General features: G+C 66.1%; 29 protein-coding genes and 1 tRNA gene. 9 read left to right on the top strand and 21 right to left on the bottom strand.

Annotated features, from left to right (window positions below; translation table 11 throughout):
* Positions 1–70 precede the first annotated feature (70 nt).
* Positions 71–640 carry a tetratricopeptide repeat protein gene (locus tag ACQPW1_RS13595; protein ID WP_433663069.1) on the bottom strand — a complete coding sequence of 190 codons (570 nt, stop codon included), beginning with the start codon at positions 638–640 and terminating at the stop codon, positions 71–73.
* Positions 641–981: 341 nt separating this feature from the next.
* On the opposite strand from ACQPW1_RS13595, the gene ACQPW1_RS13590 reads away from it, so the two are divergent.
* Entirely contained in the window at positions 982–1,329 is a 348-nt protein-coding gene (locus ACQPW1_RS13590; RefSeq protein WP_433663068.1) for a helix-turn-helix domain-containing protein, read from the top strand.
* Positions 1,330–1,425: 96 nt separating this feature from the next.
* Here ACQPW1_RS13590 and ACQPW1_RS13585 read toward each other — a convergent pair whose 3' ends face one another.
* The gene (locus ACQPW1_RS13585) at positions 1,426–2,457 is read right to left on the bottom strand and encodes a ParB N-terminal domain-containing protein (RefSeq protein ID WP_433663067.1); all 1,032 of its coding nucleotides are present in this window, start codon (positions 2,455–2,457) and stop codon (positions 1,426–1,428) included.
* A gap of 342 nt (positions 2,458–2,799) precedes the next feature.
* Here ACQPW1_RS13585 and ACQPW1_RS13580 point away from each other — a divergent pair, with 342 nt between their 5' ends.
* Entirely contained in the window at positions 2,800–3,483 is a 684-nt protein-coding gene (locus ACQPW1_RS13580; protein WP_433663066.1) for a hypothetical protein, read from the top strand.
* 282 nt (positions 3,484–3,765) lie between these two features.
* Here ACQPW1_RS13580 and ACQPW1_RS13575 read toward each other — a convergent pair whose 3' ends face one another.
* From ACQPW1_RS13575 to ACQPW1_RS13560, 4 genes are all read right to left on the bottom strand, one after another.
* Positions 3,766–4,923 (bottom strand): DUF6545 domain-containing protein, encoded by a 1,158-nt coding sequence (locus ACQPW1_RS13575; protein ID WP_433663065.1) that lies wholly within the window; start codon positions 4,921–4,923, stop codon positions 3,766–3,768.
* A gap of 71 nt (positions 4,924–4,994) precedes the next feature.
* Complete coding sequence (locus tag ACQPW1_RS13570; protein ID WP_433663064.1) at positions 4,995–5,483, bottom strand: hypothetical protein; 489 nt, start codon at positions 5,481–5,483, stop codon at positions 4,995–4,997.
* A gap of 37 nt (positions 5,484–5,520) precedes the next feature.
* Positions 5,521–6,909: a cytochrome P450 gene (locus ACQPW1_RS13565; RefSeq protein ID WP_433663063.1), complete on the bottom strand. Its 1,389-nt coding sequence runs from the start codon at positions 6,907–6,909 to the stop codon at positions 5,521–5,523.
* A 115-nt stretch (positions 6,910–7,024) separates the two neighbouring features.
* Positions 7,025–7,222: a hypothetical protein gene (locus ACQPW1_RS13560; protein ID WP_433663062.1), complete on the bottom strand. Its 198-nt coding sequence runs from the start codon at positions 7,220–7,222 to the stop codon at positions 7,025–7,027.
* 57 nt (positions 7,223–7,279) lie between these two features.
* Between ACQPW1_RS13560 and ACQPW1_RS13555 the strand changes: the two genes are divergently transcribed.
* Positions 7,280–7,684 carry a hypothetical protein gene (locus ACQPW1_RS13555; protein ID WP_433663061.1) on the top strand — a complete coding sequence of 135 codons (405 nt, stop codon included), beginning with the start codon at positions 7,280–7,282 and terminating at the stop codon, positions 7,682–7,684.
* 7 nt (positions 7,685–7,691) lie between these two features.
* On the opposite strand, the gene ACQPW1_RS13550 is transcribed toward ACQPW1_RS13555, so the two are convergent.
* The 7 genes from ACQPW1_RS13550 to ACQPW1_RS13520 all read right to left on the bottom strand — a co-directional run bounded on the left by ACQPW1_RS13550 (position 7,692) and on the right by ACQPW1_RS13520 (position 11,049).
* Complete coding sequence (locus tag ACQPW1_RS13550; RefSeq protein ID WP_433663060.1) at positions 7,692–8,306, bottom strand: hypothetical protein; 615 nt, start codon at positions 8,304–8,306, stop codon at positions 7,692–7,694.
* Positions 8,303–8,671 carry a hypothetical protein gene (locus ACQPW1_RS13545; protein ID WP_433663059.1) on the bottom strand — a complete coding sequence of 123 codons (369 nt, stop codon included), beginning with the start codon at positions 8,669–8,671 and terminating at the stop codon, positions 8,303–8,305. Before ACQPW1_RS13545 ends, ACQPW1_RS13550 begins: the two co-directional genes overlap by 4 nt.
* Before the next feature lie 131 nt (positions 8,672–8,802).
* Positions 8,803–8,967 carry a hypothetical protein gene (locus ACQPW1_RS13540; RefSeq protein ID WP_433663058.1) on the bottom strand — a complete coding sequence of 55 codons (165 nt, stop codon included), beginning with the start codon at positions 8,965–8,967 and terminating at the stop codon, positions 8,803–8,805.
* A gap of 122 nt (positions 8,968–9,089) precedes the next feature.
* On the bottom strand, positions 9,090–9,524 hold the full coding sequence (locus tag ACQPW1_RS13535; RefSeq protein ID WP_433663057.1) for a hypothetical protein: 435 nt from the start codon (positions 9,522–9,524) through the stop codon (positions 9,090–9,092).
* Positions 9,521–9,844, bottom strand: coding sequence for a type VII secretion target (locus ACQPW1_RS13530; protein WP_433663056.1), 324 nt, complete (start codon positions 9,842–9,844; stop codon positions 9,521–9,523). The genes ACQPW1_RS13535 and ACQPW1_RS13530 overlap by 4 nt, the downstream gene beginning before the upstream one ends.
* Positions 9,845–9,995: 151 nt before the next feature.
* Positions 9,996–10,068, bottom strand: a tRNA-Asn gene (locus tag ACQPW1_RS13525).
* Positions 10,069–10,146: 78 nt separating this feature from the next.
* Positions 10,147–11,049, bottom strand: a complete 903-nt coding sequence (locus tag ACQPW1_RS13520; protein ID WP_433663055.1) for an endonuclease/exonuclease/phosphatase family protein — start codon at positions 11,047–11,049, stop codon at positions 10,147–10,149.
* A gap of 178 nt (positions 11,050–11,227) precedes the next feature.
* Between ACQPW1_RS13520 and ACQPW1_RS13515 the strand changes: the two genes are divergently transcribed.
* Positions 11,228–11,368 carry a hypothetical protein gene (locus ACQPW1_RS13515; protein WP_191094305.1) on the top strand — a complete coding sequence of 47 codons (141 nt, stop codon included), beginning with the start codon at positions 11,228–11,230 and terminating at the stop codon, positions 11,366–11,368.
* A gap of 62 nt (positions 11,369–11,430) precedes the next feature.
* Here the strand turns inward: ACQPW1_RS13515 and ACQPW1_RS13510 are convergent, their stop codons facing one another.
* Positions 11,431–12,003, bottom strand: coding sequence for a hypothetical protein (locus ACQPW1_RS13510; protein WP_433663054.1), 573 nt, complete (start codon positions 12,001–12,003; stop codon positions 11,431–11,433).
* 164 nt (positions 12,004–12,167) lie between these two features.
* Here ACQPW1_RS13510 and ACQPW1_RS13505 point away from each other — a divergent pair, with 164 nt between their 5' ends.
* Complete coding sequence (locus tag ACQPW1_RS13505) at positions 12,168–12,413, top strand: hypothetical protein (protein WP_396967417.1); 246 nt, start codon at positions 12,168–12,170, stop codon at positions 12,411–12,413.
* 22 nt (positions 12,414–12,435) lie between these two features.
* On the top strand, positions 12,436–12,984 hold the full coding sequence (locus tag ACQPW1_RS13500) for an Imm21 family immunity protein (RefSeq protein WP_433663053.1): 549 nt from the start codon (positions 12,436–12,438) through the stop codon (positions 12,982–12,984).
* An 11-nt stretch (positions 12,985–12,995) separates the two neighbouring features.
* Here the strand turns inward: ACQPW1_RS13500 and dnaG are convergent, their stop codons facing one another.
* Entirely contained in the window at positions 12,996–14,921 is a 1,926-nt protein-coding gene (dnaG, locus tag ACQPW1_RS13495) for a DNA primase (RefSeq protein WP_433663052.1), read from the bottom strand.
* A gap of 45 nt (positions 14,922–14,966) precedes the next feature.
* On the bottom strand, positions 14,967–15,278 hold the full coding sequence (locus tag ACQPW1_RS13490; protein ID WP_433663051.1) for a DUF1330 domain-containing protein: 312 nt from the start codon (positions 15,276–15,278) through the stop codon (positions 14,967–14,969).
* A gap of 90 nt (positions 15,279–15,368) precedes the next feature.
* Between ACQPW1_RS13490 and ACQPW1_RS13485 the strand changes: the two genes are divergently transcribed.
* Positions 15,369–15,815: a MarR family winged helix-turn-helix transcriptional regulator gene (locus tag ACQPW1_RS13485; RefSeq protein ID WP_433663050.1), complete on the top strand. Its 447-nt coding sequence runs from the start codon at positions 15,369–15,371 to the stop codon at positions 15,813–15,815.
* Between the two features lie 36 nt (positions 15,816–15,851).
* Here ACQPW1_RS13485 and ACQPW1_RS13480 read toward each other — a convergent pair whose 3' ends face one another.
* From ACQPW1_RS13480 to ACQPW1_RS13465, 4 genes are all read right to left on the bottom strand, one after another.
* Positions 15,852–17,111 (bottom strand): deoxyguanosinetriphosphate triphosphohydrolase, encoded by a 1,260-nt coding sequence (locus tag ACQPW1_RS13480; RefSeq protein ID WP_433663049.1) that lies wholly within the window; start codon positions 17,109–17,111, stop codon positions 15,852–15,854.
* Positions 17,111–17,791 (bottom strand): YdcF family protein, encoded by a 681-nt coding sequence (locus ACQPW1_RS13475; protein ID WP_433663048.1) that lies wholly within the window; start codon positions 17,789–17,791, stop codon positions 17,111–17,113. The genes ACQPW1_RS13480 and ACQPW1_RS13475 overlap by 1 nt, the downstream gene beginning before the upstream one ends.
* A 92-nt stretch (positions 17,792–17,883) precedes the next feature.
* Positions 17,884–18,561: an MBL fold metallo-hydrolase gene (locus ACQPW1_RS13470; protein ID WP_433663047.1), complete on the bottom strand. Its 678-nt coding sequence runs from the start codon at positions 18,559–18,561 to the stop codon at positions 17,884–17,886.
* Between the two features lie 10 nt (positions 18,562–18,571).
* On the bottom strand, positions 18,572–18,754 hold the full coding sequence (locus ACQPW1_RS13465) for a hypothetical protein (protein ID WP_433663046.1): 183 nt from the start codon (positions 18,752–18,754) through the stop codon (positions 18,572–18,574).
* Between the two features lie 3 nt (positions 18,755–18,757).
* On the opposite strand from ACQPW1_RS13465, the gene ACQPW1_RS13460 reads away from it, so the two are divergent.
* Together ACQPW1_RS13460 and ACQPW1_RS13455 are read left to right on the top strand one after the other, a co-directional pair.
* On the top strand, positions 18,758–20,737 hold the full coding sequence (locus ACQPW1_RS13460; RefSeq protein WP_433663045.1) for a TPM domain-containing protein: 1,980 nt from the start codon (positions 18,758–18,760) through the stop codon (positions 20,735–20,737).
* Positions 20,738–20,820: 83 nt separating this feature from the next.
* The gene (locus tag ACQPW1_RS13455; protein ID WP_433663044.1) at positions 20,821–21,603 is read left to right on the top strand and encodes a MerR family transcriptional regulator; all 783 of its coding nucleotides are present in this window, start codon (positions 20,821–20,823) and stop codon (positions 21,601–21,603) included.
* A gap of 3 nt (positions 21,604–21,606) precedes the next feature.
* On the opposite strand, the gene ACQPW1_RS13450 is transcribed toward ACQPW1_RS13455, so the two are convergent.
* Positions 21,607–23,058, bottom strand: coding sequence for a molybdopterin-dependent oxidoreductase (locus ACQPW1_RS13450; RefSeq protein WP_433663043.1), 1,452 nt, complete (start codon positions 23,056–23,058; stop codon positions 21,607–21,609).
* Between the last annotated feature and the right edge of the window lie 9 nt (positions 23,059–23,067).

The raw sequence follows: 23,067 nt of genomic DNA, 5'->3' as shown, positions 1-23,067 counted from the left end.
CAACCCCAGTTGGCCCTGACCGACTTGCTGCGCAAGCTGACTCAGACGTTGCCGTCCAACAGACGTTGAGTCAGCTGCCAGGACTATCCGCGGCCCGCCCACGCCAGTATTCGGCCTCGTCTCTTTCCCCACGTTCGGCAAGCAACGTGCTCAGGCCGTTCATCGCGGGAGGGTGATTTCCGTCGGCCGCCCAGCGGAACCAAGATTCGGCGTCGTCGGCCTCACCGCGTGCGACATGAATGATGGCCATGTTGGTCATCGCCTCGAGGTGCCCGGCGTAAGCGATTTGCCGGTACCAGAATTCGGCATCGTGTTTCTCGAATCGTCCGGCGCGCATGATGCCCAGGTTGACCGTCGCGTATGGGTGGCCGGTGGCGGCGGCCGCACAGAACCAGTACTCGGCGCTCCGGGTCGCACCGCGCTCGGCAAGCAAGAGGCCGAGGATGTTCATCGCCCAGGAGTCATTGGCGTTCGCCGCTCTGCGGAACCAGTTTTCGGCCTCCGCGGTCGCACCGCGCTCGGCGTGCAGGATGCCGAGGGTGCACATGGCGCGGGGGTGATCGGCGGCGAGCTGACGACGCCAATACTCGACCTCCGACGTCTCACGACGCAATGCGAGCAGGATTCCCAGATCGGTCATCGTCGCGATCTCACCCGCCTCGCAAGCGCCCGAATAGCGTTCGGCCGCAGTGCAATACCGCGAGTATCCGATCGCCCACCCGCAGTGTCGACCTGCCTGATTCGACCCGTGTGATCCACTTTCACATCCCGCAATCGTCTCCCCGCGCGTGCGCGGCCCGCCCCCGGTAGACCTCCGTGCGGCAGATGCTTCGAATCGATTCCCCACCCACAAAGTCCCGATGGCGACACTAGTACTCACTTTTGAGTACCACAACACCTGATCTACCCAGTTCCAGGCCGTTAGCGTAAGAAAACTACTGCCGCACAGTAGATCGCGGCCCCCACCGATACGCTGATCAGGTGGCGAGAGAGGACGCGTTGGACGCGACAGCGCGCGAGCGGCTCAACGCGGCCGTAGCCCGCGCCATCCGGGACCGCCGCCGCAAACGCGAGCTGACCAGGGAACAGGTGTACACGACCGCCGACCTCCCCCGCGCGACCTACGACCGAATCGAGAAGGGCGAGACGCTGCCCGACGTCGGCCGACTCGAAGCAATCGCACACGCGCTCGACACGACCGCGGTCGGAATCATCAACGAGGCCAAGCGGTCCCTCGAAGAGACCCCCGCCGTCGATCCCCCCGCGAACCGTGAGGAAACCTCCGCCCGAGCAGCCAGAATCTACGGCCGCATGCTCGGCCTGGAGTAACGTTGCGCCCCAGCAACTTCGGCTCGCAATGTACCCGAGCGGTACGCCGAGCTCTCCCCTCCTTGTGGAGCTCGGCGTACCGCTCAGGAACACTGCTCACGGCTGCTTGTCGAGTTCGTCGGCGATCTGATTCCACTTTTCCGCGCAGCCACGAGCCAATTCAGCAACGGTGGCCGCGCAGTGCGGTGGGATCGCTCGAAGGAAGTCCGTCGAGTTTTCCGGGTTGATTTGATACACGCCGAGCCACTGCAGCAGCGATCGTCCCGCGCCGGAGAATCGCACGGACGGGTCTCTGCGGAGGCTGTGCAAGGCGGTGTGCAGATCCGTTGTCGCGGGGCCGGGTTGGCCGGCGCATTTGCACTGCTCGGATTTCGGTCGCGGAACGCGAGCCTTGGCCGGCACCGGGTCGTCGCCACGGCGAATCCGCTCGCGCACATCCCGCGCGGTTTCCGGCGAAATGCCTGCCGCCCTGGCGATCTCACGGAGCGAGGCGTCGGGTCGGTCGGTGATGATGTCGCAGGCTCTGCGCCGTCCCTCGGCGCTGTCGAGCGGGCGGGTTCGCCCGTCGCTACCCACTCTGGCGTCCAACTGCGGTAATCCAGCGGTTGGACGGAGGCGAATCGCGCCAACGGTGGTGTCGGCCAGCCCGGTTACCTTGGCCACGAACCGATTCGACCACTCGGGGTGCGCGGCGAGGATGCGACCCGCGGCCGCTCGCCGATCGGCCAGCGTCAGCGGCAGTCCATGTGCCGTGTTGGCCTCGACCGCTCGGACGAACGCGTCCTCCTGGCCACCATCGAAGAACTGCACCTCGATGGTTTCGTGGCCGCGAAACCGTGCGGCGCGGAGCCGGTGCATCCCGTCGATCACTCGCATGGTTTCGCGATGCACCAGAATCGGCGGTAGCGCAGCCCTCGTCTCAGCCAGGACCCGCACGTGTTCGCTGTCGACGCCATCGAGTCGCGGCGAGTCGGCGGGCAGCAGAGCACTGATCAGCACCACGGCGGACATCGGTTCCAGCCCAACGGAATCCGCACCATCGCCGGTCGCGGCGCTCGGCTTCGGATCGCGGACCAGTCGGAGTTCTGGCGCGGCGCCACCGCCGTCGAGTCGCAACTTCTCAGGCATGAAAGACGCTCCCGGCCCGTACGAAAGACTGCGATTCGATCGGGACATGCTCGGCACGTCGAACCTGCGCGTGGGGTCCGGCGGGTTCCGCACGGCCCATGTCTAGTCTGCCACCGCATCTCACACACTAAGGCTACATAATTCCAGCAAAGAGTCCATAGTCACCGGACATGAGATCTACACAATATGAACATCTTCTACACACTTTCAACACAAACTCCGCAGAAGCCCTTCAGATGACGCGGCCAGGTCAGGTAGCATCAACAAAGGTGTAGGTATTGCTACTGTTTTGGAGTTGTTTGTGCATAGGCTCGAGGCGATGAGACGACAGAGTTGAGGGCGATGACGACAACAGATGTGGAGCGTTTCGGACACCTGGTCACCGCCCGACGACGCGAGCTGGGGCTCACGTCGCAGCAAGTGCGCGACGCAGGCGGCCCCGGCTTGGTCACCCTCGGCAAGATCGAGTCCGGTACGGCGGGCAAGCTGCACTTGGAGACCTTCGCCAAACTCGACCAGGCCCTGCGCTGGCAACCGGGCGGCGCGGCCGCCGCCTACGACACCGGCACCACGCCGATGCCGTTGTCGGCCAACGGAATCAACCAACCCGAATCGTCGACCCCCACACCCAACATTCAGTATGTGGCGTTTCCGCCCGGAGTCATCGACGAGGTGGTCGGCCTCGCGAAGCACCTCGAGGCGATGGCAGCCGATGATGAGCGGCTGGCGGTGGTGTCCGCGGGGTTGGACGCGGTCGCGGACCGGATTCTGCGCGCCTGGACCATCGCCGAAATCGAACGGATGCGAGTGGCGGGCAGCCTCACCGCGTCGATGATCGAAATGCTGCTGGGCCATTACTGGCGTCGAACTCCCCAAGCCCCGAACCCGCAGGACCAGGAGGAGCTGCTGTACATGCGATGGCTACTCGACCGCGCTCCGGACACCATCTGCGACGAGCAGGTCTCGCGGTTCGCCGCACGCTGGTCCGCCGTACAACGCATGCTCGCCAACCACCCTGCCGATTGAGGATGATTCGAATGCCACTGCCGTTGCCGGCCAAGATCGACCGGTTGCTCGAGTACTCGCACCGGTACGGCGAGCCCGCGATGACCACCGCACAAATCGCCGCCGCACTGACCGAACGATTGGGCCGCTCTGTCACATCGGCATTCATCGCTTCGCTGCGCGACGGTTCGATCACCGCAATCCCCGAAGATCTCGCCGCGGAGCTGTGTGCACTGTGCCGGTGTCCGGACCCCGCCTATCTGACACCGGTCCTGGACGAGGACGTGGACATAGATCAACGGCTCAGACTGTGGACTCTCGCGCGTGATCGCGGGCTGAAGCACCTCGCCGCCCGTGCCCCAGGGGCGATGACACACGAGATGATGGAGGAGCTGATCGCGGATATCGCGGCGCTGCCCCTGCGCGTCCGGTGAGCGTCCACTCGCGTGCCACAGCGAGAATGAATTGCTCGTCGCCGATCCAGTCGAGGGCCTTCGCGTGAGTGTCGCCGCAATCGGGGGCGCCATCGAGCAACGCAGACCGTAACGCCGCGCATACCTGTGCGGGCGTCGGCTTTTCGCCGAGGCCGGCGAGCCAGGGAGCAGCGGAAATCGTCACGTCCTCGATTTCGATCCGCATCCGATGCTCGGTCACTTGCGGTAGCGAATTGCGAACCTGTACATGCAATCGGGTTGCCGGGCGGGCCGCCATCATGTCCTCCCACATCGGGGATAAAATCCGGATGTTCCGGGTCGCTCGATCGCGCCGCAGGCGGATATTGGCAGAGGCCACGATGGACGGGATGGTCAACAGCATGAATCCAGCGACCGGCACCAAAAACAGCCAATCGTTGATGATGGCGCGGTATGCGGTGAACTCGTTGTGCACGCCCGCGAACAAGAGCCACGCCGACAGCATTCGGCTACAGCTGTCGAACACACTCAAGGCTGTGCACACCGTCGCAGTGCCTCCGAACACGGCCCGCGGCCGGCTCTGGCGCCATCGCCGCACCAGGCTCAGATATGTGATCAGAATCGGAATCTCCGCCAGCGGAGTGGGCAGGCTGTACACTATCATGTACATGGGCGTCCGCCAGTCGTGTAACTCCTCGATCGCGATGTTCGCGGTCCGGGCCGGCACCGACAGCCACGCCAGCGTCATGCCGAGCACAGCGACCACGGTGGTGATCCACGCCGCCGTGTGCCACGACACTGGCTTCTGAACTCGCCATAGCAGGCCGAGCCACAGCATTGCCCCCGCCATGGCCAGAGCGGCGATGTGCGTCGCCAGCCGGATGTCGGCCAGTGGGAGCCACGGCGTGAGCACGGATTGCACTACCCGGTCCCGCAAAACAGCCGTGGCCAACATGGCCGAGACCAGTGCCGCGACTGCCCAATCCAATCGACTTCGCTCCAGCAGCAGCGTCATTCGCAGTACCAGCGCGGCCGCGATCCACGCCATCAGCGTCGCCCCCGCAGCTTCTGGCATCGATGAGGTTGCCACTGTGGCGAGCAACGGGCTCGGCGCCACGTTCACCGCCGCATCAGCTCGAACAGCGACGCCGCGCGATGTGCCGCGCCGTCGACATCATCGGGCCGTCCACGGCTCAAACCAGCCAGGTGCGTTCCCAACCACTCTGCTGCGGCCTCCGCGTCTGTGTCGAAACTGCTGCGCAGCATGATCTCTCGGACCCAAGCCGGATCCAGCCCTTCGGTCAGCAACGATTCGGACACCTCGTAGGCGCTGCTGCCGCGGTGATCCAGCAGCACGTGGCCAACTTCGTGCATGATCTCCTGCCGCTGCCCCCGTGCCGACCTGTTCGAGTCGAACTTGATGATCATCTGGTCGTCCAGAACCCACAACGCCCCGCATCGTGACGCTGCCGGGACGTGCCTGCGCCACGGATCAAGCACGATCGTCTTGCCCACTCGATCGGACAGCCACTCGATGAGTTCCCGGACAGTCCACGGCGGTGTCAGCGGGATGCTGTCCAGAATGTCGTGTACTCGCCCCTCGTCCACCTGCGGCGAACCTCCCCGATCTGTACCAATCCCGTGATCAGCTGTTGCGATATTCCAGTGTGGCGTGCAGATTTTCGGGTTTGAGTGTCAATTGCTCGTGCACGGTCAGGGTGTAGTCGGGGTCGGGAATGAAGTTGTATCGCCGGGTCGCCAAAGCGAGGGTGAGTACCGCTTCGTGCAGCGCGAACTGGCGGCCGATACATGCTCGCGGACCGACACCGAATGGCCGGTAGGGGCCTTTGTCGCGGCCAGGCAGAAACCGGTCCGGGTCGAATGTCAACGGATCGGCCCAGTCGTCGTTGCGGTGCAACCCGAGAGTAAGCACGAAGATCGGGTCGCCCTGGCGAACCGGCCAACGCCCGCCGAGCTCGGTGTCGACGCGGGGGGCACGGAAGTAGCCGGGAGCACTGGGCCACAGGCGCAGCGTCTCATCGATGACACAGCGTGTGTAGCGCAGCTTCGCAACATGCCCGTAGGTGATCGGCGAGTCCCCACAGACCTCCCGCACTTCCGCGCGTACCCGCTCCGCGATCTCCGGCTGCTGCATCAGGTAGTGCAAGGCGAACCCGAGTGTTCCCGCAGTGGTCTCTTGGCCAGCGAGTAGGAAAGACACGATCTGGTAGGCGATGTTCTCGTCGGGTAGCTTCTCGCCGGAGTCCGGGTCAACAGTGGTGAGCATCAAGTCGAGCAAGTCTTTCGACCCCTGACGGGGCTCGACCGCACGTTGGCGGGCGAGTTCGAGGCCATACTCGTGCAGGGCCACAAGGTCGTCCTTGTACTGCTGGCCGTGCTGGCGTTCGAGCCGCACCCGGGCCATCGGCGTGGAGTTCGATACCGTGGAGATCCACCACATGGCCCTGTTGAGCTGCGTCAGGAATGGGTGTAGGTCGGTGTCCGCGCCGTGGGCGAATGCGGAGAACGAGGTCGAGAAACCGGCACGGCCGATCAGCTCGAAGGTGAGGCTGTTGAGATCCTGAGTGAGGTTGACCCGAGGCCGTTCCTGAGCGTCTCCCCAGTATTCGAACATCGCTTCGATAGCCGCGGTCATACCGTCGTGGTAGACGGCCATCGCGGACTTGACGAAGCCGGGAGTAAGGACTCGATGGGCGATGCCCCAGACCGGCTCGTCGCTGTAGGCCATGAACAGCCCGTCGCCGGTCACGTCGCGCAGCCGCTCGAGCGGTGCGGCGACATGCTTCTCGAACCGCGTCTCGTCCCAGATCTCTTGCGCGAGATCGGTTCCGGTCACCACGATCAGCCGGTAGTCGGCGCCGAACATCAACTCGTAGATCGGACCGAGTTCTCGTGCGAGCTCGTACTCGCTCTGCGTGGGACGCGCCGGATCGATCGCTTGCGCGTCACCGAACATGGGGTGACGGTCCTTGGGATGCGGGAGGGCTAAAGCGGGGGTCGCGGCACCGGTCATGCCGAACAGTCTGCCTTAAAATCCGGAGAATTCTTACTCGTGGATTCGAGGTGCGTTGTCGCCCATTGGGTTTCGTTCATCTGCCGGTAAGGTTTGGTTCATTCGGGGAGTGGTGTCAGCCCAACAAAGCGCTCGCTGCCTGCTGGTCCATGCCGACCTCGACAGCGAGCCAGCGCGGATCACCTTCTCCGGCAGCATCATCCGCGACCTGCGCCCGCTCGTCGACATCCCCCTGAGCGACAACCGCAGCGGTGAGGTTCGGCCAGCGCAACGTCTCCTTGTGTATCGCCGATGGGGAGCGCAGGATGATCATCGACGCTCGAACTCTCGTCGGGGGGAGCCGCCGCGTCCGGCTGAGAAAGGTAGACCCATGCGAAGAGGCTTCTTACTGACCGTCGTGTCCGCAGTCGCCACGATCTGTATCCCAGCGGTCGGCGCGATCGCCGAACCGAGCGGCAGCTCCGACCCTGCACCGCACATCACCGACTGCCAGGTCGGTCTCGGTCCAGTCGTCACCTACTGGTCAGACGGCTCGGTCACCGGCTGGTCGCCAGAATGCCAAGCCGTCCACGACAAGGTCCTACAGGACGAGGCCGACGCGAACCGACCGCAAGGGGAATCAGCCCAGCAGCGCAACCTCCGAGTCCGCGACATCCTGATCTCATTGGGATGCAACACATCCGGCTGCATCCAAACCTACTTCGCATGCGAAGACGGGCTCATCGATCTCCAGGACCGCGCGTGCGACTTCTACCGAGCCCACCCCATCGTTTGATCATCCGCTAGGTGACCTCGCTCTGAGCGGCAACCGCGGCGGCGAAGTTCGGGTGCGCGCGGATCACCACCGTCGCCCGGTCCACGATCGGCCGAATACGTACGTACCGGGTCGCCCGCCCGAATGCACTGGCGGCCACGACAAGACCGCATGGAAGCCAACCAGGAAAGAATATGAGAACTACCAGCATCGGTATTTCTTTTATGATTCCCGCCTGAGCTGCCATCCACAATGCGACCGCGGCGATTATGCCCAACAGCGCGAAGACGTAGCCGATCAGTCGAAACACCAGGGTCTGCCAGAGGCAACGTTTGCATACCGGCCAATCGCCATGGAGTTCGGTGTTGCCCTCCGGCATCCGGCGGTAATGTCGAAGACCCCAGAAAAAGCTTGTCGCCCAGGTACTTTGCACCCGACCGTGCGTCCCCTGGTGGAAACGCACCACTCCGGGACGGCGCTCGACGGCGGGACGGCCGTGTCGACAACACACATCAGGCAGCGGTCGACTCAGTTCCAACGCCAGATAACCCGGTACCGCACCTCGACCTGTCCTCGCCTGGAACTCCAGCGCCGTCATCGAGCCGGTGCTGGTTCGAACCGGCACGGATACGTCTTGCTTCACGCCATCCATCCACGCTGTCGGCGTTCCTGGAAATACAGATCGTCGTCGTCCGGCTCGTCGGGCGTGACGACCTGGTCACGATTGGGTTTACGCGTGCCCGCAATCACATGTCCCGAGCCAGAACTCTGCTCCTGCTGAAGATTCGGTTGGCCATCGATCGACGGCGACGGCGAGGCGGGCGCCGGGTCCACCGACTGTTGGCGATATCGTTCCAGCTCGACCCTCCCCTGCTCGGCGAGGCGATCACGCTCCTCGTCCGACATGGCCGCGAAACGTTGCAGCGCAGCAGGCATCACTCCGTCGAGTGTGCGGCTGAACGCCTCGGTGCGCGCGAAGTCGCGCACGCCGAGCTTCCCGGCGAGCACCCCCGCGGATTTGTTCCTTCATGGCCGGATCGGACGTGTTGGCTGCGAGCGTGCGCAACGCGTCGGATAGCCGGCGCGACACGGCGACATCGCCGCGGGCAACGTCGAAAATCGGTTCGGGGGTGTTCATCTCATGCTCCAGTGTGGTCGTACCCGGTGCCGGGCAACTGCGGGATCTCCTTCGATCGCACCGTCGCCACACCGTCGAGGATCGCGGCGACGGCGGTCTCGCCGGCCGTGGCGAAGGTTGCGTACTTGGTCAACGCTTGGTTCCACAGACCGACCATCTTCACCATGTCGTAAACGACCGCCGCCTCCAATCCGGCCGCCGCGATCGCGCCGACCCCGGTGCTCGCGGCCGCGGCGGCCGCCGCCTCCTCGATCAGCGCGATGACCGCGGTGTCGATGATCGACTGAATCAGAAACGAATCCCTTGGGCTGCATAGTAAGCCGAAAGGGCGAAGGTATCGATGTCCTGCGCGATGTCCTTCAGCGGGCCGACCTGGTTGTTGATCGCATCACGGAACTCACCGAAATAGGATCGGGCCGAATCGGCGGCATTTCCATGCCACGAGTCCACTTCCTTGACCGCGGAATAGATTGTGCGAGCATAACTATCGTTGTATTTCGAGAGGTTCCGGATTGCCTCACCGGCCTTTTGGATCTGCGCCCAGTCTCCCGCGAACTCGGTAGTCGCCCAGGCCAGCGGATCCTTGCCGATCACCTGGACGATGAACTGATCGACCCAATACGTCAGCGAATACACGTTGTTGTTGAGAAACAGCTCGACCGGATCCGGTATCGGATCTTGGGCTACCGCCGCCGCCAGCAGAGCCACGGGCGCGTCGCTCATCGCTTGCCTCCGGGGTACGTCCGGTCCAATGCGGCTGCGGTGGCGCGATCGGTAGTGCGATACATCTGCGCGGCCTTCGCCACCTCATCCCCCGACTGGGTCGTGAGCCGCCCCAGCTTCTCGTAGTTCGACGCCAAATCCGCACGCAGCTGCTGGATCGTGTCGGCAACCCGCCCGAAGATCACTCCGGCTTGGTCGCGCGACAGATCGACATGCTCCTTCAGGTATGCCTCCGACTGAGCGTTGTCGGTCCCGAGTTGCTTCAACTTCGTGGACAACCCATCAAGCGTGGCTGGTTCCACCGTAAGGTCGTCTGCCATCAAAGCCCCTTCTATAGTCCGTCAAAGCTATGACGCACCATGGACAGCTTCGGTTCCTTCGCCTTCGGACTCGCCCAAATCGGGATGGGACTCGGATACGAGTTCGGCCCCTGACCAGGACTACATAACTCCCGGTCAAGGGCCGTTCAGGCTCCCCCATCTGGACTCGAACCAGAAACCTGCCGATTAACAGTCGGCTGCTCTGCCAATTGAGCTATAGGGGACTATCCTCGGCTCGTCTGTGCTAGGCGGGCCGAGGAGAAACTTTAGCGTATGGGCGGGCGCCCGCCCAAATCGCGTCGCTACCTGCTGACATGTGGGATGGGGGCGAGGGTGGCGGTGGCGGCGCGGTGGTCGCTGCCGGTGGTTCGGCGGACGGTTGCGTCGAGGGGGGTGAAGCCTCGGGTGAGGATGTGGTCGGGGCGGGTCAGGGGGAATTCGGCGGGCCAGGTGAAGCCGAGGCCGGTGCGGACGTCTTGGAGGGTTTGGGTGAGGGTGGCGAGTTGGGGGTCGGTGGAGGCGGTGTTGAGGTCGCCGAGGACTAGTAGTCGGTCGGATCGGTCGCTTTGTACGAGGTCGGTGAGGGTGCGCAGGGTGCGGTTGCGGGATTCGGTTTCGCCGAATCGGACGGAGCCCAGGTGGACGGCGTAGACGGTTACGTCGCCGGTGGGTGCTTCGATTCGGGCGCGTAGGGCGCGGGCCCAGCCTTGGCCTAGGTCTAGGCGTTCGACGTCGTCCAGGGGGTAGCGGCTCCACAGGCCGATGGTGCCGACTGTGGCGACGTGTGGATGTTGGGGGTCCAGGGCCGCCGCTACGGATGTGCGGTTGCGATCGGTGAGTTCCTGTACGGAAATCACTGCGGCGTCGGTCAATTCGGCTGCTGTGGCGCCTGCACCGAGGTTCTGTGTGGCGACACGCAACGCGTTGGCGGAGGGCTCGCCGTGCGGTCGTTCGACGAGCTGCGGCACGAAGAGTATCGACCAGGCCAGGATCGGTGCCACGACGGCGGCGAGGCCGAGCTTGGAGCCCGTGGCGAGCGCGATGACGGCGAGCAGCAGCGTAGGGACCAGCAGCCAGGGCAGAAAGCTGCCGATCAGCTGGCGAACGCCGCCGATTTCGGGCAGTAGTCGATGGGCCACCAGCAGCCCGCCCAGGAGTACGGCGGACGCCGCGAGCGTGAGGTCTTTCGAAGTCCCGTGCAGCATGTCCGCAACGATGGACGCGATAGATGAGAGGCTGATGAAACGCCGCGTGTTCGACCGTTCTCACATGGAAGTAACGGTATGGCCACCATCGGGAGAGAGTATGAACACATAGTGCTGAGCAGGTGGCGAAGTGGGCACTCCTCAGCAACCCGCTGAGCAAAGGAACGAGGAGGCCGACATGAGCGAATTCGCATGCGGCGATTGCTGGCGCAACGAGAACCTGACATTCGCCCAACGACTGGACCCGGCGCTGATCCGCCGGAGCACCCGACAGCTGTGTGAGGAGCATCGGGCCAAGCGAGAAGAACTCGCCGCCTGAGCAAAGTCCGGTCTCGACCCCTGGTCGGGTCACGCGAAGTAGCCCGGCCAGGCCGACACCGGCTACTTTCGGCGAATCCACCCTTGGGCGATATCGCCGAGGTTCCACCACGAAACATGGTGCGGGTCTTGTTTTTCCAGCGACCATGAGGTGGCGAGCTGATCGAAGAACGCGTCGTCGCCGGTCTTGCCGCCTTTCGGCTCGCCGATGAAGATCAGCCGTCCCCCACCCGCCTGCTCGAATGCGTGCAGCGCGCGAGAGGCCATCGGGTCACCCCAGCCGGGCGGCCAGCACAGGAAAAGTACGCACTCCGACTGTGGTTCACCGGCAAATTCGGCTAGATCCCCGACGGGATGCCACACCCGACCACCGTTCACCACCCGACGATCACCGTCGGCCGCCACCGCCGGCCCGACGATGTCCCAGTACGGATCCGCGGACTCCCCACCCGTCATGAAGTGCACGAACCGCAGATCGAAGGCGGCATCCGCGGCAGCGTCGCCAGTGCCTTTCAGCATCGGCGCCGTGTCGAGATAGTCCGCCACCTTCGGAAACTCGGTGCGAAGTCGTTGATCATCGTCCAGCAGCGCCGCCAGTTCGTTCCGGCGCTCGGTCGTCAGCGAGAGGCCAGTCATGTGCTCGATTCTCGCTGGCCCCTACGGCTTTCCGTGATCGGTTGCCGAATTCACCGGCACAGGGTGCGCGCGGGGCCGCCCTAAGCCCCCATCCGGATCGACACGACCACCGCGCGTCGGGCAGGATAGAGCCGCGAACAGGCAACTGGGAGGAGCACATCGAGATGCTGCGGTTGATCATCGGCGTGGCGGCCGGGTATGTACTCGGCAGCAAGGCCGGGCGGGCTCGCTACGAGCAGATCAGCGCGGCGACCCGTGCGCTGTCGGAAAGCCCGGTGACCCGCAAGTTGGTGCTCGTCGGCAGGCAGAAGCTGTCGGACCGGCTCAGCACCAAACCGCGCCTGGAACCGATGGAGCCACTGGACGAGCGCACCACCATCCTCGTGCCCCAGGACCAACTGCGCCGCTGAAGTGACCCGATCCCCCGCCGCCGTGCCTGACTCGGTCCGCTGGGTGGCCTCGCTGGGTGGAGTACTCATCGTCATCCCAGTTTCCGTGGTGAACCTGTGGACCGGCAGCACCCCGACAGGTCGGCTGGGCGGCACCGGCGAAACCATCGACGACTACGACCGCGCCTGCGCGATACACGATTACGCCGCACTGATCACGGTCGGCGAGAGCGGCACCCAAGCCCTCGTACTCGGCGACGAGCCGTCCACCACCTGCTACCTTCCCGAGCACCGTTGCTTCCTGCGGCTGTACTACGCGGACGATGAAGACGAGCTCATCGCCGACGCCAAGGCGACTCTCGCGCACGACGCCATCGAGTGGCAGGAATGTGGCATCTGGGAGACCGACGGGCCAGCCGTATTGATGGACTCCGTATATTCCGGACTCGATCTGGTGGTGCCAAACCCAGACGGGGTGTTGCCGGACCAAGCGCCTATTTCACTTGGAGCCGGTCGTTGGACGGTTCGCGCCGCGCGTATCGAACACGACCGCAACGGAATGGACCTGATCCAGCTTCTTCCCGTCGGTTGAATCGCGAGTTACTAAGCCCCGGTGGCGAAGTCGTTGTGGTTGCCCATCGCCTGGGTCAGCAGGCTCTTGCGGTACTGCTCCAAGGCCACCAGGTCCCCGAACAACGCCATGTAGGCATCAGGCTGCTCTGTAGACGACACACGCTGCAGCTTCGACTTCAGCTCGGCGATCTGCCGTCCCACCCAGGCCTCCTGGGTGCGCGCGAGCACGCCCGCAACGAACCGCGGGATACCGGCCGCGTTCTTCACCGGCAACGGCTCGTTCGCGAGCTCGGAGAGCAGCGCACGCATGGTCAGGTCGTCGGTGCGGTCCGCGACGGCGTTGACCCACTCGGCACCCCCGAGCCCGGCCCCGGTGCCGCCCACCTCTGAGATGAGCAACCGGACCGCCGCGTAGGCGGGGTGGGTGAAGGCGTCGGCCTCGAGCGAGTCGAACACCGATCCGGCCATCGCTGGATATTGCAGCGCGGCGGCGAGCACCTGCCGCTGCGGCATCAGCGTCGGATCGTTCGGATTGGGCCGTGCCGCAGGATGTTCGGCGACCATCTCGGTCTGTCTGGCAGCGGGCGCCTGGCGTCCGCCGGTGTTGCCGCCGCCCATGCGGTTGCGCTTGGCTTCGTCGCCGACGCGGCGGACGACGGTCTGGATATCGTCCCAGCCGATCCATCCGGCCAGCTTCGTCGCGTATGCCTTGCGCAACGCGTTGTCCTTGATTTGCGCGACCACCGGGATCGCCCGGCGCAACGACTCGACCTGTCCCTCGGCGGTGTCCAGGTTGTGGTCGGCGAGCAGCCCGCGAATCACGAACTCGTACAACGGGGTTCGCCGCGCCACCAGATCGCGGACGGCGCCGTCGCCGGAGTGCTGGCGTAGCTCGCACGGATCCTGCCCGTCCGGCGCCACCGCGATGTAGGTCTGCCCGGCCAGCTTCTGGTCGCCCGCAAAGGCTTTCAGCGCCGCCGCCTGGCCCGCCGCGTCACCGTCGAAGGTGTAGATGATCTCGCCGCGCCAGAAGTTGTCGTCCAGCAGCAGTCTGCGCAGCAGCGCGAGGTGCTCGTCGCCGAAGGCGGTGCCGCAGGAGGCGACGGCGGTCTTCACGCCGGACAGGTGCATGGCCATCACGTCGGTGTAGCCCTCGACGACGACGGCCTGATGTCCCTTGGCGATGTCCCGCTTGGCGAGGTCGAGGCCGAACAGCACCTGAGACTTCTTGTACAGGATCGTTTCCGGGGTGTTGATGTACTTGCCCGGCATGGTGTCGTCGTCGAAGAGCTTGCGCGCGCCGAACCCGATGACGTCGCCGCCGAGGTTGCGGATCGGCCAGAGCAGCCGCCGGTGGAACCGGTCGATCGGACCGCGCTGGCCCTGCCTGGACAGGCCCGCGCCCTCCAGCTCCTTGAACTCGAAACCCTTGCGCAGCAGGTGTTTGGTGAGCGTGTCCCAACCCGCGGGCGCGTAACCACAGCCGAACTGCTGGGCGGCGGCGGCATCGAAATTGCGGTCGGTGAGGAACTTGCGCGCCGTCTCGGCATCGGGCTCGCGCAGCTGAGCCATGTAGAACTCGTGCGCGGCGGCATTGGCGGCGACCAACCGGGAGCGGGTGCCACGATCGCGCTGGACCGAGGTACCGCCGCCCTCGTAGTTGATCTGATAACCGATGCGGTCGGCCATCTGCTCGACCGCTTCGACGAAGCCGACGTGGTCGATCTTCTGCAGGAACGCGAAGACGTCGCCGCCCTCACCGCAGCCGAAGCAGTGGAAGAGGCCGTGATTCGGCCGCACGTGGAACGACGGCGACTTCTCGTCGTGGAACGGGCACAACCCCTTCATGGAGTCCGCGCCGGCACGCTTCAGCGCGACGTATTCCCCCACAATGTCTTCGATGCGGACGCGGTCACGTATCGCCGCGATATCGCGATCAGGGAGTCGTCCGGGCACGGCTGTGAGCGTACCCGTCGGCACCGACGTTCTTCACCTATGGCTCTAGCTCGACAGCAACTCCGAGGGCCCGGTCTCGAAGAAGCTGGCGTTGGCGACCGAGCCGGACCGGCGCAGTGCCTTGAGTTCCTGGTACTCCGGTGAGTCGAACCAGCTGTGTGCGGCGGCCAGATTGGGGAATTCGATCAGCACCGGGTAGGTCAGGGTCGATTCGCCTTCGACCACCTCGACGCGACCGCCGACGCTGAGGTAGCGGCCGCCATGTTTTTCTACGACTGTGCGCACGCGCGCGGCGTAGGCGGCCAGCTTGGCCGGATCGGTGACTTCGACGTTGTCGAACAGCGCGTAAGCGGTCATGGCGAATCCATCCGTTGTGCGAAGATTAATCCCGTTCGGGACAATCCCAAATGTAGTCCCGGTCGGGACTATCCCACAAGGGGCGATGTGATGGACAAGTTGTTCGGCGACCCGCGCTGGGAGAGCTACGGGATGCTGCGCGAGGCCTACCTCGCCGTGACCACGCGGATCGACGCCGATGTGAGCCCGGCGGGCGACGTCGACGCGTCCATCTCGGACCTGCTGTTCCGCCTCGCGCGCAGCTCGGATCGCGCGCTGCGCACCGTGGACATCACCAAGGCGTTGGCCACCAGCACAACCCGCACCACCCGACTGCTCGACACAGCCGAGCAGCGCGGACTGGTTACTCGTGGCGCACATCCCACCGACCGCCGCGTCATCCTCGTCACACTGACCGACGCGGGCCTGGCCGAGGCGCGCAAACGCGGCGCGCTCGCGCTCGACTCGGCACAGCGGCACATCTACGACGCACTCACGGCGACCGAGACGGCCACGATGATCCGGATCATGCGCAAGCTGCGCGACGCCAATCAGTGATCATCGGCCGTACGAACAGGTCGCCTGCGGACGACTTCAGGCACCGAGCTCGGTCGCGACCCGCTCGAGCCTGCTCTCGGTATAGGACGCGATCTGATCCACGATCACCCGCACTCGCGCGGTGTCGTTGTCAGCGGCCTCCCACCACGGCAGCAACAGCGGATCGAGACTGCGCGGCGCGGTAGCAAGCAGCCCCTCGGCGACGGCGTGAATGCGGTCGCGCTGGTCGCCTTGGCGGAGTTTGTGGTCGGGGTCGGACATGACGTAGCGGAGGGCGACGGTCTTGAGCACGGCCACCTCGGCGGCGACCACGTGCGGGACCTCGAGATCTGCGCCGTAACGGGAGAGGCTGTCACTGCCCGCGGTTTCGCGGGTGGCGATGATGGCGGCAGTCGCGAAGCGGCCGACCAACTCACTGGTAAGTCGTTTGAGCGCAACCGAACTCGCGAGCGTGCCGTCGTAGACGGTCACCGCGGCGACGACGGGTAGCTCGGATAGTCGTTGGGCGGCAGCGACCAATTCGTCCGCCGACAGGGAGTAGTGCTTGTGCCTGCCGAGGCTGGCCAGCGCTTCCTGTTCGGCCGGGTCGGCCAGGGCGCGCAGATCGATGCGGCCCGCGATCACGCCGTCCTCGACGTCGTGCACGGAGTACGCGACATCGTCGGACCAGTCCATGATCTGGCATTCCAGGCTGCGGCGACGGTCGGGCGCGCCCTTGCGGATCCACTCGAGGCGATCGGTGTCGATGTCGTAGGCGCCGAACTTGGTGCCGGAACCCGTTCTGCCCCACGGGTATTTGAGTGCGGCATCGAGGGAGGCGCGAGTCAGGTTGAGGCCCGCGCTGACACCGTCGGCATCGAGCACCTTCGGTTCGAGGCGGGTGAGGATGCGCAGGTTCTGCGCGTTGCCTTCGAAGCCGCCGTGCGCGTCGGCGAAGACGTCCAAGGCCCTTTCACCGTTGTGCCCGTACGGCGGGTGGCCGATGTCGTGGGCGAGCCCGGCCAGGTCGACCAGGTCTGCGTCGCAGCCGAGGCCGTCGGCGATGCTGCGGCCGATCTGGGCGACCTCGATCGAATGGGTAAGCCTGGTGCGCGGGGTGTCGCCGTCGCGCGGGCCCATCACCTGGGTCTTGTCGGCGAGGCGGCGCAATGCCGCGGAGTGCAGCACCCTGGCGCGGTCGCGGGCGAATTCGGTGCGGTGGCCGGACTCGAATTCGCTGCGCGGCGGCCCGAGTCCGGCGGTTTTGGCGCGCTCGACGACGAGGCGCTCGTAATCGTGTTCGGTATATCCGTCCACTACTGTCCTGCCGTGTATCTGAAGTCCGCGGCGAAATGGGTGAGCTGATACCAGAGCAAAGCGCCTGTCTCCCTGGCGATTCCGTGCGCTTGCGACTCGCGGGTGTAGACGGCGGGCCCGGTCCGGGTCGGCGCGGTCCACGCGTCGAGGCCCTCGTCGCGGGCCATGGTGCGGGTGCGCAGCGAATGCCACGGATCGCTCACCAGTACCGCGGAGCCCATGTCGCGGGCCTGCATCGCGTTCGCGACCGCCTCGATGCTGCGCAAGGTGTCCGAACCGGTTTCGACGGCCAGGATCTTGTCGCTCGGCACCCCGCGCGACTGCAGATAGTTCTTGCCGGACGCCGCCTCCGTGTACAGATCGCCCTCTTGCTTCCCGCCGACGGTGATCACTCGCGGCGCCACGCCCAGCCGGAACAGCCGGTAAGCCTGGTCGAGTCGCGCCTCGAACACCGAGGACGGTGTGCCGGAGTATTGCGCGGCACCGAGCACCACGATGGCATCAGCCGTCGCGTAATCATCGATGCGCGCCACCTGCCACACCCGGAAGCCCGTGCCGCCGACCAGCACCAACCCCATCAGCACCGACCCGACGACGAGCCGCCGAACCCAACGCCACAACCCCGCGCCGGAGCCTCGCGGCGGGACGGGACCGGGCGCCGCATCGGCTCGAGCGCGCATCGTTGGCGAATCCACTCCCCAAGTCTGCCAGTACAGGTGCCGCGCCCGGGTTGTTCGGGGATCTACCCGAGTCAGGTCGGCGCGAATCGCGGCTACCAGCCCCGTTCCCGCCACTCGGGCAGGTGCGGGCGTTCGGTGCCGAGGGTGGTGTCGTCGCCGTGGCCGGGGTAGACGACGGTGTCGTCGGGGTAGCGGGCGAAGAGTTTGGTGGTGACGTCCTGGTACAGCGAGTCGAAGTCGGCCGAGTTGGTGGTGCGGCCGAGGCCGCCGGGGAACAGGGAGTCGCCGGTGAACAGGTGTACCTGTTGGTCGCCGTCGGTGAGGGCGAGGGTGACCGAGCCCGGAGTGTGGCCGCGGAGGTGGATGACCTCGAGGGTGAGGTCGCCGATGTCGATGTGGTCGCCGTCGGCGAGCAGGCGGTCGGGGCGGACCGGGAGTGGGTCGGCGTCGAGTTCGTGTGCGGCCGTGGGCGCTCCGGTGACGGCGGTCGTCTGCTTCAGCGCCTGCCAGTGGTCGGGGTGCTGATGCGTCGTGACGATCACGCCGATCTGGCCCGGCGCCACCTGGTCGATGAGTTCCTCGACGCGGTCGGCCTCGTTCGCGGCATCGATGAGCAGCGCCGCGCCGGTGGCCGTGCATTGCACGAGGTAACAGTTGTTGTCCATGCCGCCGACGGACATCTTGATGATGCGGGCACCCGAAACGTCACGCTGCTGGGGATCGGAACCCGGCGAGACATGACCGGTATACGGGCGATCGATGTTGATCACACCGTCGATGCTATCGACCCGCGCCGTCCCCTGCCATCCTTGCCTCCCCCAGCTGGCGCAGGTACAGCTCGCGGTTCTCCATGTGATCAAGCCGCCACACCGCGACCACCCACCACTTCGAGGGGTCTGGCTCAGAACATCTGGTTGCGGCGTTGACCAGCAGCCTGATGGCGGCGTCGCGCGATAGATTCATGCCATGTCGCTGCCGAATCGTGTTGCCCGCTGGACCTCCTGGGTGGTGCTGAGCGTGCTGTTCGCCGGGGCCGTGCTGCTCGGTGCGCCGACCGGGCTGGCGGAGGCGCCGCTGCGGATGGACACCTATGTCGTGGATTCGGCGAAATCGCTGAATGGCGGGCAGCTGGATCGAGTGCGGTCGGCGGTGGATGAGCTGTATGCCGATCAGCAGGTGCGGTTGTGGGTGGTTTACGTGCGCGATTTCGGTGGGCTGGGGCCGGAGGTGTGGGCGCAGCGCACGGCGTCCGAATCCGGGTTCGGCAGTCGCGATCTGTTGCTCGCGGTCGCGACGCAGGATCGCTCGTACTGGTTCTATGGGGAATTGCCCAGCGGTGTCAGCGATGCCGACTTGAACAGTCTGCTGACGCGCGAGGTGGAGCCCGCGCTCCGCGACGGCCGGTGGGCGGATGCCGGCGTCGAGACCGCGGACGGTCTGAAATCGGCCATGCAGGGCGGCGGCGTCAACGTTCGATTCCTGCTGGTCATCGGTGTGCTGGTCGTGCTCGTGGTGGGCGGGCTGGTGCTGTTCGCACGCAAGCGCCGCCGCGACCGGGCGCAGGGCGAACTGGTTGCGGCTCGGCAGATCGACCCGGACGACACCACCGCACTCGGCGCGCTTCCGCTGGAGGCGCTGCATGCGCGCTCACGGGAGGCGCTGGTCGAGATCGACAATGCGATCCGCACCAGCGCCGAGGAGTTGGAACTGGCCACCGGCGAGTTCGGCGCGACCGCTACCCTCCCCTTCAACACCGCGCTCGATAATGCGAAAGCCGCTGCCTCCAAAGCCTTCTCGATCCGGCAGCGACTCGACGACGAGATCCCGGAGACACCGCAGGAACAGCGCACACTCCTCGTCGACCTGATCGGCACCGTCGGCCGAGCCGATCGCGAACTCGACGCCCAGGTTGCCGAATTCGACGCTATGAGGAATCTGCTGATCAACGCCCCCGACCGCTTGGACGGGCTGACAAGGGATCTCGTCGAGCTGAAGAGCCGCCTGCCCGCGTCCGAGGCGGAACTGTCCCGGCTCACCGCCGCGCACCCCGCCAGTGTGCTCGCCCCGATCCACGACAACACGACCATGGCGGGCGAACGAATCACCTTCGCGGAGCAGAACATCGACGCGGGCCGCGCGGCGCTCACCCAACCGGTGGGCAAGCAGGGCGGCGCGGTCGCCGCGATCCGCTCGGCGGAGGCGGCGGTCGGGCAGGCTCGCAGCCTGCTCGACGGTATCGACAACGCGTCCGCCAACATTCAGCAGGCCCGCGACGGGCTGCCCGCGGTACTCGACGAGCTGCGCCGCGATATCGCCTCCGCCACAGAGCTTTCCGGCTACGGCGGGCCGGAGTTGGCCGCCGCGACAGCGACCGCCCAGACCACTCTGGACAAGGCCGCTGCCGCCGGTACGGCCGACCCGCTCGACGCCTTCCACGACGCGGTAGCCGCCGACGGCGAGCTCGACCGCGCCATCGCCGCGGCCACCGATCGCAAACTCGCCGCCGAGGACCTGCGGCGCAGGCTCGACCAGGCGCTGACCGACGCTCGCTCACGGGTGAGCGCCGCCTCGGACTACATCACCACCCGGCGCGGCGGCATCGACGCCGAGGCCCGCACCCGACTGTCCGAGGCCCAACGCAATCTCGATGCGGCGCAACAGCTCAGCGCCACCGATCCCGCACAGGCACTGACCAACGCCCAGTCCGCCGCCGACCTCGCCGGACGCGCACTGCAAGCGGCCCAAGCCAGCGTGCGGGCCTGGGAGACGGCTCAACCGGTGTCCGGAACGTCGCAGGCGGGAGCCGTGCTCGGCGGCATCCTGATCGACGGACTGCTGCGTGGCGCGGCAAGTGGCGGCCGCCGATCCGGCTCAGGTGGCTGGAGCGCGGGCTCCTACGGCGGTTCCTCGGGCTCGCGGCGGATCAGCCGCGGCGGCCGATTCTGACGCGCTTGACCCTGACACCGTGTGAGGTCATAGACCAGGAGTCGTTATGTTCACCATCGGAGACTTCGCCAGACACGGCCTGGGTGTCGGTACGCATGCTGCGCCACTACGACGCGCTCGGGCTGCTACGCCCGGATCGGGTCGACGAGCACAGCGGTTACCGCTTCTACTCCGGCGGACAGTTGGCCCGGCTCAATCGCCTTGTCGCACTGAAGGATCTCGGCTTCACGCTGGAACAGGTCGGCCAGATCCTGGACGACCAGGTCAGCGGCGCGGAACTGCGCGGCATGCTCACGCTGCGCCGAGCCGAACTCGAACAGCGCATCGCGGGCGACCGCGCCAGGCTCGTCCAGGTCGAAACGAGGCTCCGCATCATCGAGAAAGAGGGCGCCATGCCTGTCCACGATGTGATGATCAAATCCATCCCAGCGGTTCGGGTGGCCGAATTGTCCGCCGTAGCCACCGATTTCGAGCCGGAATCGATCGGCCCCGTGATCGGCCCACTCTTCGAAGACATCTGCCGACGGTTGGAAAAGGCCGGTGTGCCGATGATCGGCCACGGCATCGCGTATTACGAAGAGCGCGAAGACGGCTCGATCCTCGCCCACGCCGCGGTACCCGTCGACCTCGACCCGAACGACACCCACGACTTCACGGTCGTCGACCTACCGGCCATCCCCCAGGCCGCCACGGTAGTCCACCGCGGCAGCATGAACGAGGTCCTCGAGCCCTGGCAGTCCCTCGGCCGCTGGGTCGACGAAAACGGCTACCGCCTCAGCGGCCCCAGCCGAGAGGTCACCCTGGTCTTCACCGAAGACCCAAGCGGCTGGGTCACCGAATTGCAGGAGCCAATCGTCCCGAAGTAACCCTCAGACCTGGACGGTGACGGAGTGGAAGCCTGATGGGCCGGTGGGGAACGGGGCGCGGTGGCGGCCTTCCTGGACTTCGCCGGAGCGGCTGATGGCTCTGGCTTGCACTCGGTGTTCGCCCGGCGGGAGTTCCACGGCGGTGCGCCAGCGGCGCCAGGCGGCGGGGCCGAGTTCGGTGCCGAGATCGGCTGGGTGCCAGTCGCCTTCGCCTACGCGGACTTCCACCCCGGCGACGCCGTGCGGCGGGGCCCAGGCGACACCGGCGACCGTGGTGGTGCCCGCGGCCGCTCGGCCCGGTGCGGTTACATCGATGCGGGCCTGCGGTGTTACCCACAGTGGGCCTGCGGGCCAACCGCGACGCACCCAGTAGTCGACGTGGCTGTCGTCGGTAAGTTCCAGTTCGCCAAGCCATTTCGAGCCGGTGTACTGGCCGTAGAGGCCGGGGACGAAGACGCGGGCGGGGAAGCCGTGTGCGGGGGTGAGTGGTTCGCCGTTCATGCCGATCACCACGTAGCCTGGCCATTCGCCGGAACGCAGCGGCTCGATCGGCAGCGAGATCGTGTAGCCGTCCACGGCCTTGGTGACCAGGCGGGTGGCACCGACCTCCGGGATCGCGTGTTTCAGCAGATCGGCCAGCGGCACCCCGAACCAGCGGCCATTGCCCGCCCTGCCTTCGCCGGGATGGTTGTGCACGCACACCATGACGGCATCGAATTCCACTGCGTCCTCGGCCAATTCGTCCAGCGACAGCCGCAGCGGGTGCGCGACCTTGCCGGTGACGGACAGCCGCCAGTGGGCCGGATCGATCCGGGGCGGGCGCAGATTGACGTCGGCGACGTACATTCGGTGCGCGGCGGTGACCAATGGCGACAACCCTGGCTCGTCCTCCAGCCCGTCCTGCGGCACCACACCCAGCGCGCCCATCGGGCCGATCCGGCGAATGTCGTTGTCCTGCTTGCGGTCCAGATCATGCTGCAAGGTGTGCGCGGCCGCGAACATCCCGGCGCCCGTCGCCACCCAGGCCAGCGTGCCGAGCAACCCGTGCGGCCGCCTGCGCAAGCCCGCAGCGAGCACTCCGGCGGCGGTGACCGCACCGGCGACGGTGGACATCGAGCGCGTCGGCAGTCGCGTCGCCAACGCGGCCACCCCGGCACCGGTCGCCGCCGTGACGGGCATGCGCAACCGATCAGGCAGGGCACCGAGCCCGACGGTGGCCGCGAGCACGCCCGCGCCGATGCCGAACCGGGTGGCGATCTTGTCGTGCCGACCGGACGCTGCGACGGCGGCCTCGACGACCGGCACCGGCACGGCATCAATGGCCGCCCGCCCCAGGGTGTCGATCAGCGAGCCGCCTCTGGTCGCCGCGATCGCCTCGCCGACTCCGAGCGCCGCCAGTCCGACGGCGGCCGCTCCGATCCCGCCGCCGCGTCTCCGGTCTCCGTTTGTCAGCACCGCTGGCAC

Origin of the sequence: Nocardia sp. CA-128927 (assembly GCF_050955855.1) — a bacterium.
Classification (GTDB): domain Bacteria; phylum Actinomycetota; class Actinomycetes; order Mycobacteriales; family Mycobacteriaceae; genus Nocardia.
The sequence above is the reverse complement of the archived record's forward strand: the minus strand, read 5'-3'. Positions and strand labels throughout refer to the sequence as shown.

What these genes read in the sequence shown, in the direction of transcription:
- ACQPW1_RS13575 (WP_433663065.1), bottom strand. Translation starts at nt 4,923, where the DNA reads ATGGCGTGGATCGCGGCCGCGCTGGTACTGCGAATGACGCTGCTGCTG.
- ACQPW1_RS13530 (WP_433663056.1), bottom strand. Translation starts at nt 9,844, where the DNA reads ATGGCAGACGACCTTACGGTGGAACCAGCCACGCTTGATGGGTTGTCC.
- ACQPW1_RS13595 (WP_433663069.1), bottom strand. Translation starts at nt 640, where the DNA reads ATGACCGATCTGGGAATCCTGCTCGCATTGCGTCGTGAGACGTCGGAG.
- ACQPW1_RS13475 (WP_433663048.1), bottom strand. Translation starts at nt 17,791, where the DNA reads ATGCGCGCTCGAGCCGATGCGGCGCCCGGTCCCGTCCCGCCGCGAGGC.
- ACQPW1_RS13585 (WP_433663067.1), bottom strand. Translation starts at nt 2,457, where the DNA reads ATGCCTGAGAAGTTGCGACTCGACGGCGGTGGCGCCGCGCCAGAACTC.
- ACQPW1_RS13485 (WP_433663050.1), top strand. Translation starts at nt 15,369, where the DNA reads ATGGACAAGTTGTTCGGCGACCCGCGCTGGGAGAGCTACGGGATGCTG.
- ACQPW1_RS13555 (WP_433663061.1), top strand. Translation starts at nt 7,280, where the DNA reads ATGCGAAGAGGCTTCTTACTGACCGTCGTGTCCGCAGTCGCCACGATC.
- ACQPW1_RS13560 (WP_433663062.1), bottom strand. Translation starts at nt 7,222, where the DNA reads ATGATCATCCTGCGCTCCCCATCGGCGATACACAAGGAGACGTTGCGC.
- ACQPW1_RS13515 (WP_191094305.1), top strand. Translation starts at nt 11,228, where the DNA reads ATGAGCGAATTCGCATGCGGCGATTGCTGGCGCAACGAGAACCTGACA.
- ACQPW1_RS13520 (WP_433663055.1), bottom strand. Translation starts at nt 11,049, where the DNA reads ATGCTGCACGGGACTTCGAAAGACCTCACGCTCGCGGCGTCCGCCGTA.
- ACQPW1_RS13460 (WP_433663045.1), top strand. Translation starts at nt 18,758, where the DNA reads ATGTCGCTGCCGAATCGTGTTGCCCGCTGGACCTCCTGGGTGGTGCTG.
- ACQPW1_RS13510 (WP_433663054.1), bottom strand. Translation starts at nt 12,003, where the DNA reads ATGACTGGCCTCTCGCTGACGACCGAGCGCCGGAACGAACTGGCGGCG.
- ACQPW1_RS13535 (WP_433663057.1), bottom strand. Translation starts at nt 9,524, where the DNA reads ATGAGCGACGCGCCCGTGGCTCTGCTGGCGGCGGCGGTAGCCCAAGAT.
- ACQPW1_RS13540 (WP_433663058.1), bottom strand. Translation starts at nt 8,967, where the DNA reads ATGGTGAAGATGGTCGGTCTGTGGAACCAAGCGTTGACCAAGTACGCA.
- ACQPW1_RS13580 (WP_433663066.1), top strand. Translation starts at nt 2,800, where the DNA reads ATGACGACAACAGATGTGGAGCGTTTCGGACACCTGGTCACCGCCCGA.
- ACQPW1_RS13505 (WP_396967417.1), top strand. Translation starts at nt 12,168, where the DNA reads ATGCTGCGGTTGATCATCGGCGTGGCGGCCGGGTATGTACTCGGCAGC.
- ACQPW1_RS13565 (WP_433663063.1), bottom strand. Translation starts at nt 6,909, where the DNA reads ATGACCGGTGCCGCGACCCCCGCTTTAGCCCTCCCGCATCCCAAGGAC.
- ACQPW1_RS13465 (WP_433663046.1), bottom strand. Translation starts at nt 18,754, where the DNA reads ATGAATCTATCGCGCGACGCCGCCATCAGGCTGCTGGTCAACGCCGCA.
- ACQPW1_RS13490 (WP_433663051.1), bottom strand. Translation starts at nt 15,278, where the DNA reads ATGACCGCTTACGCGCTGTTCGACAACGTCGAAGTCACCGATCCGGCC.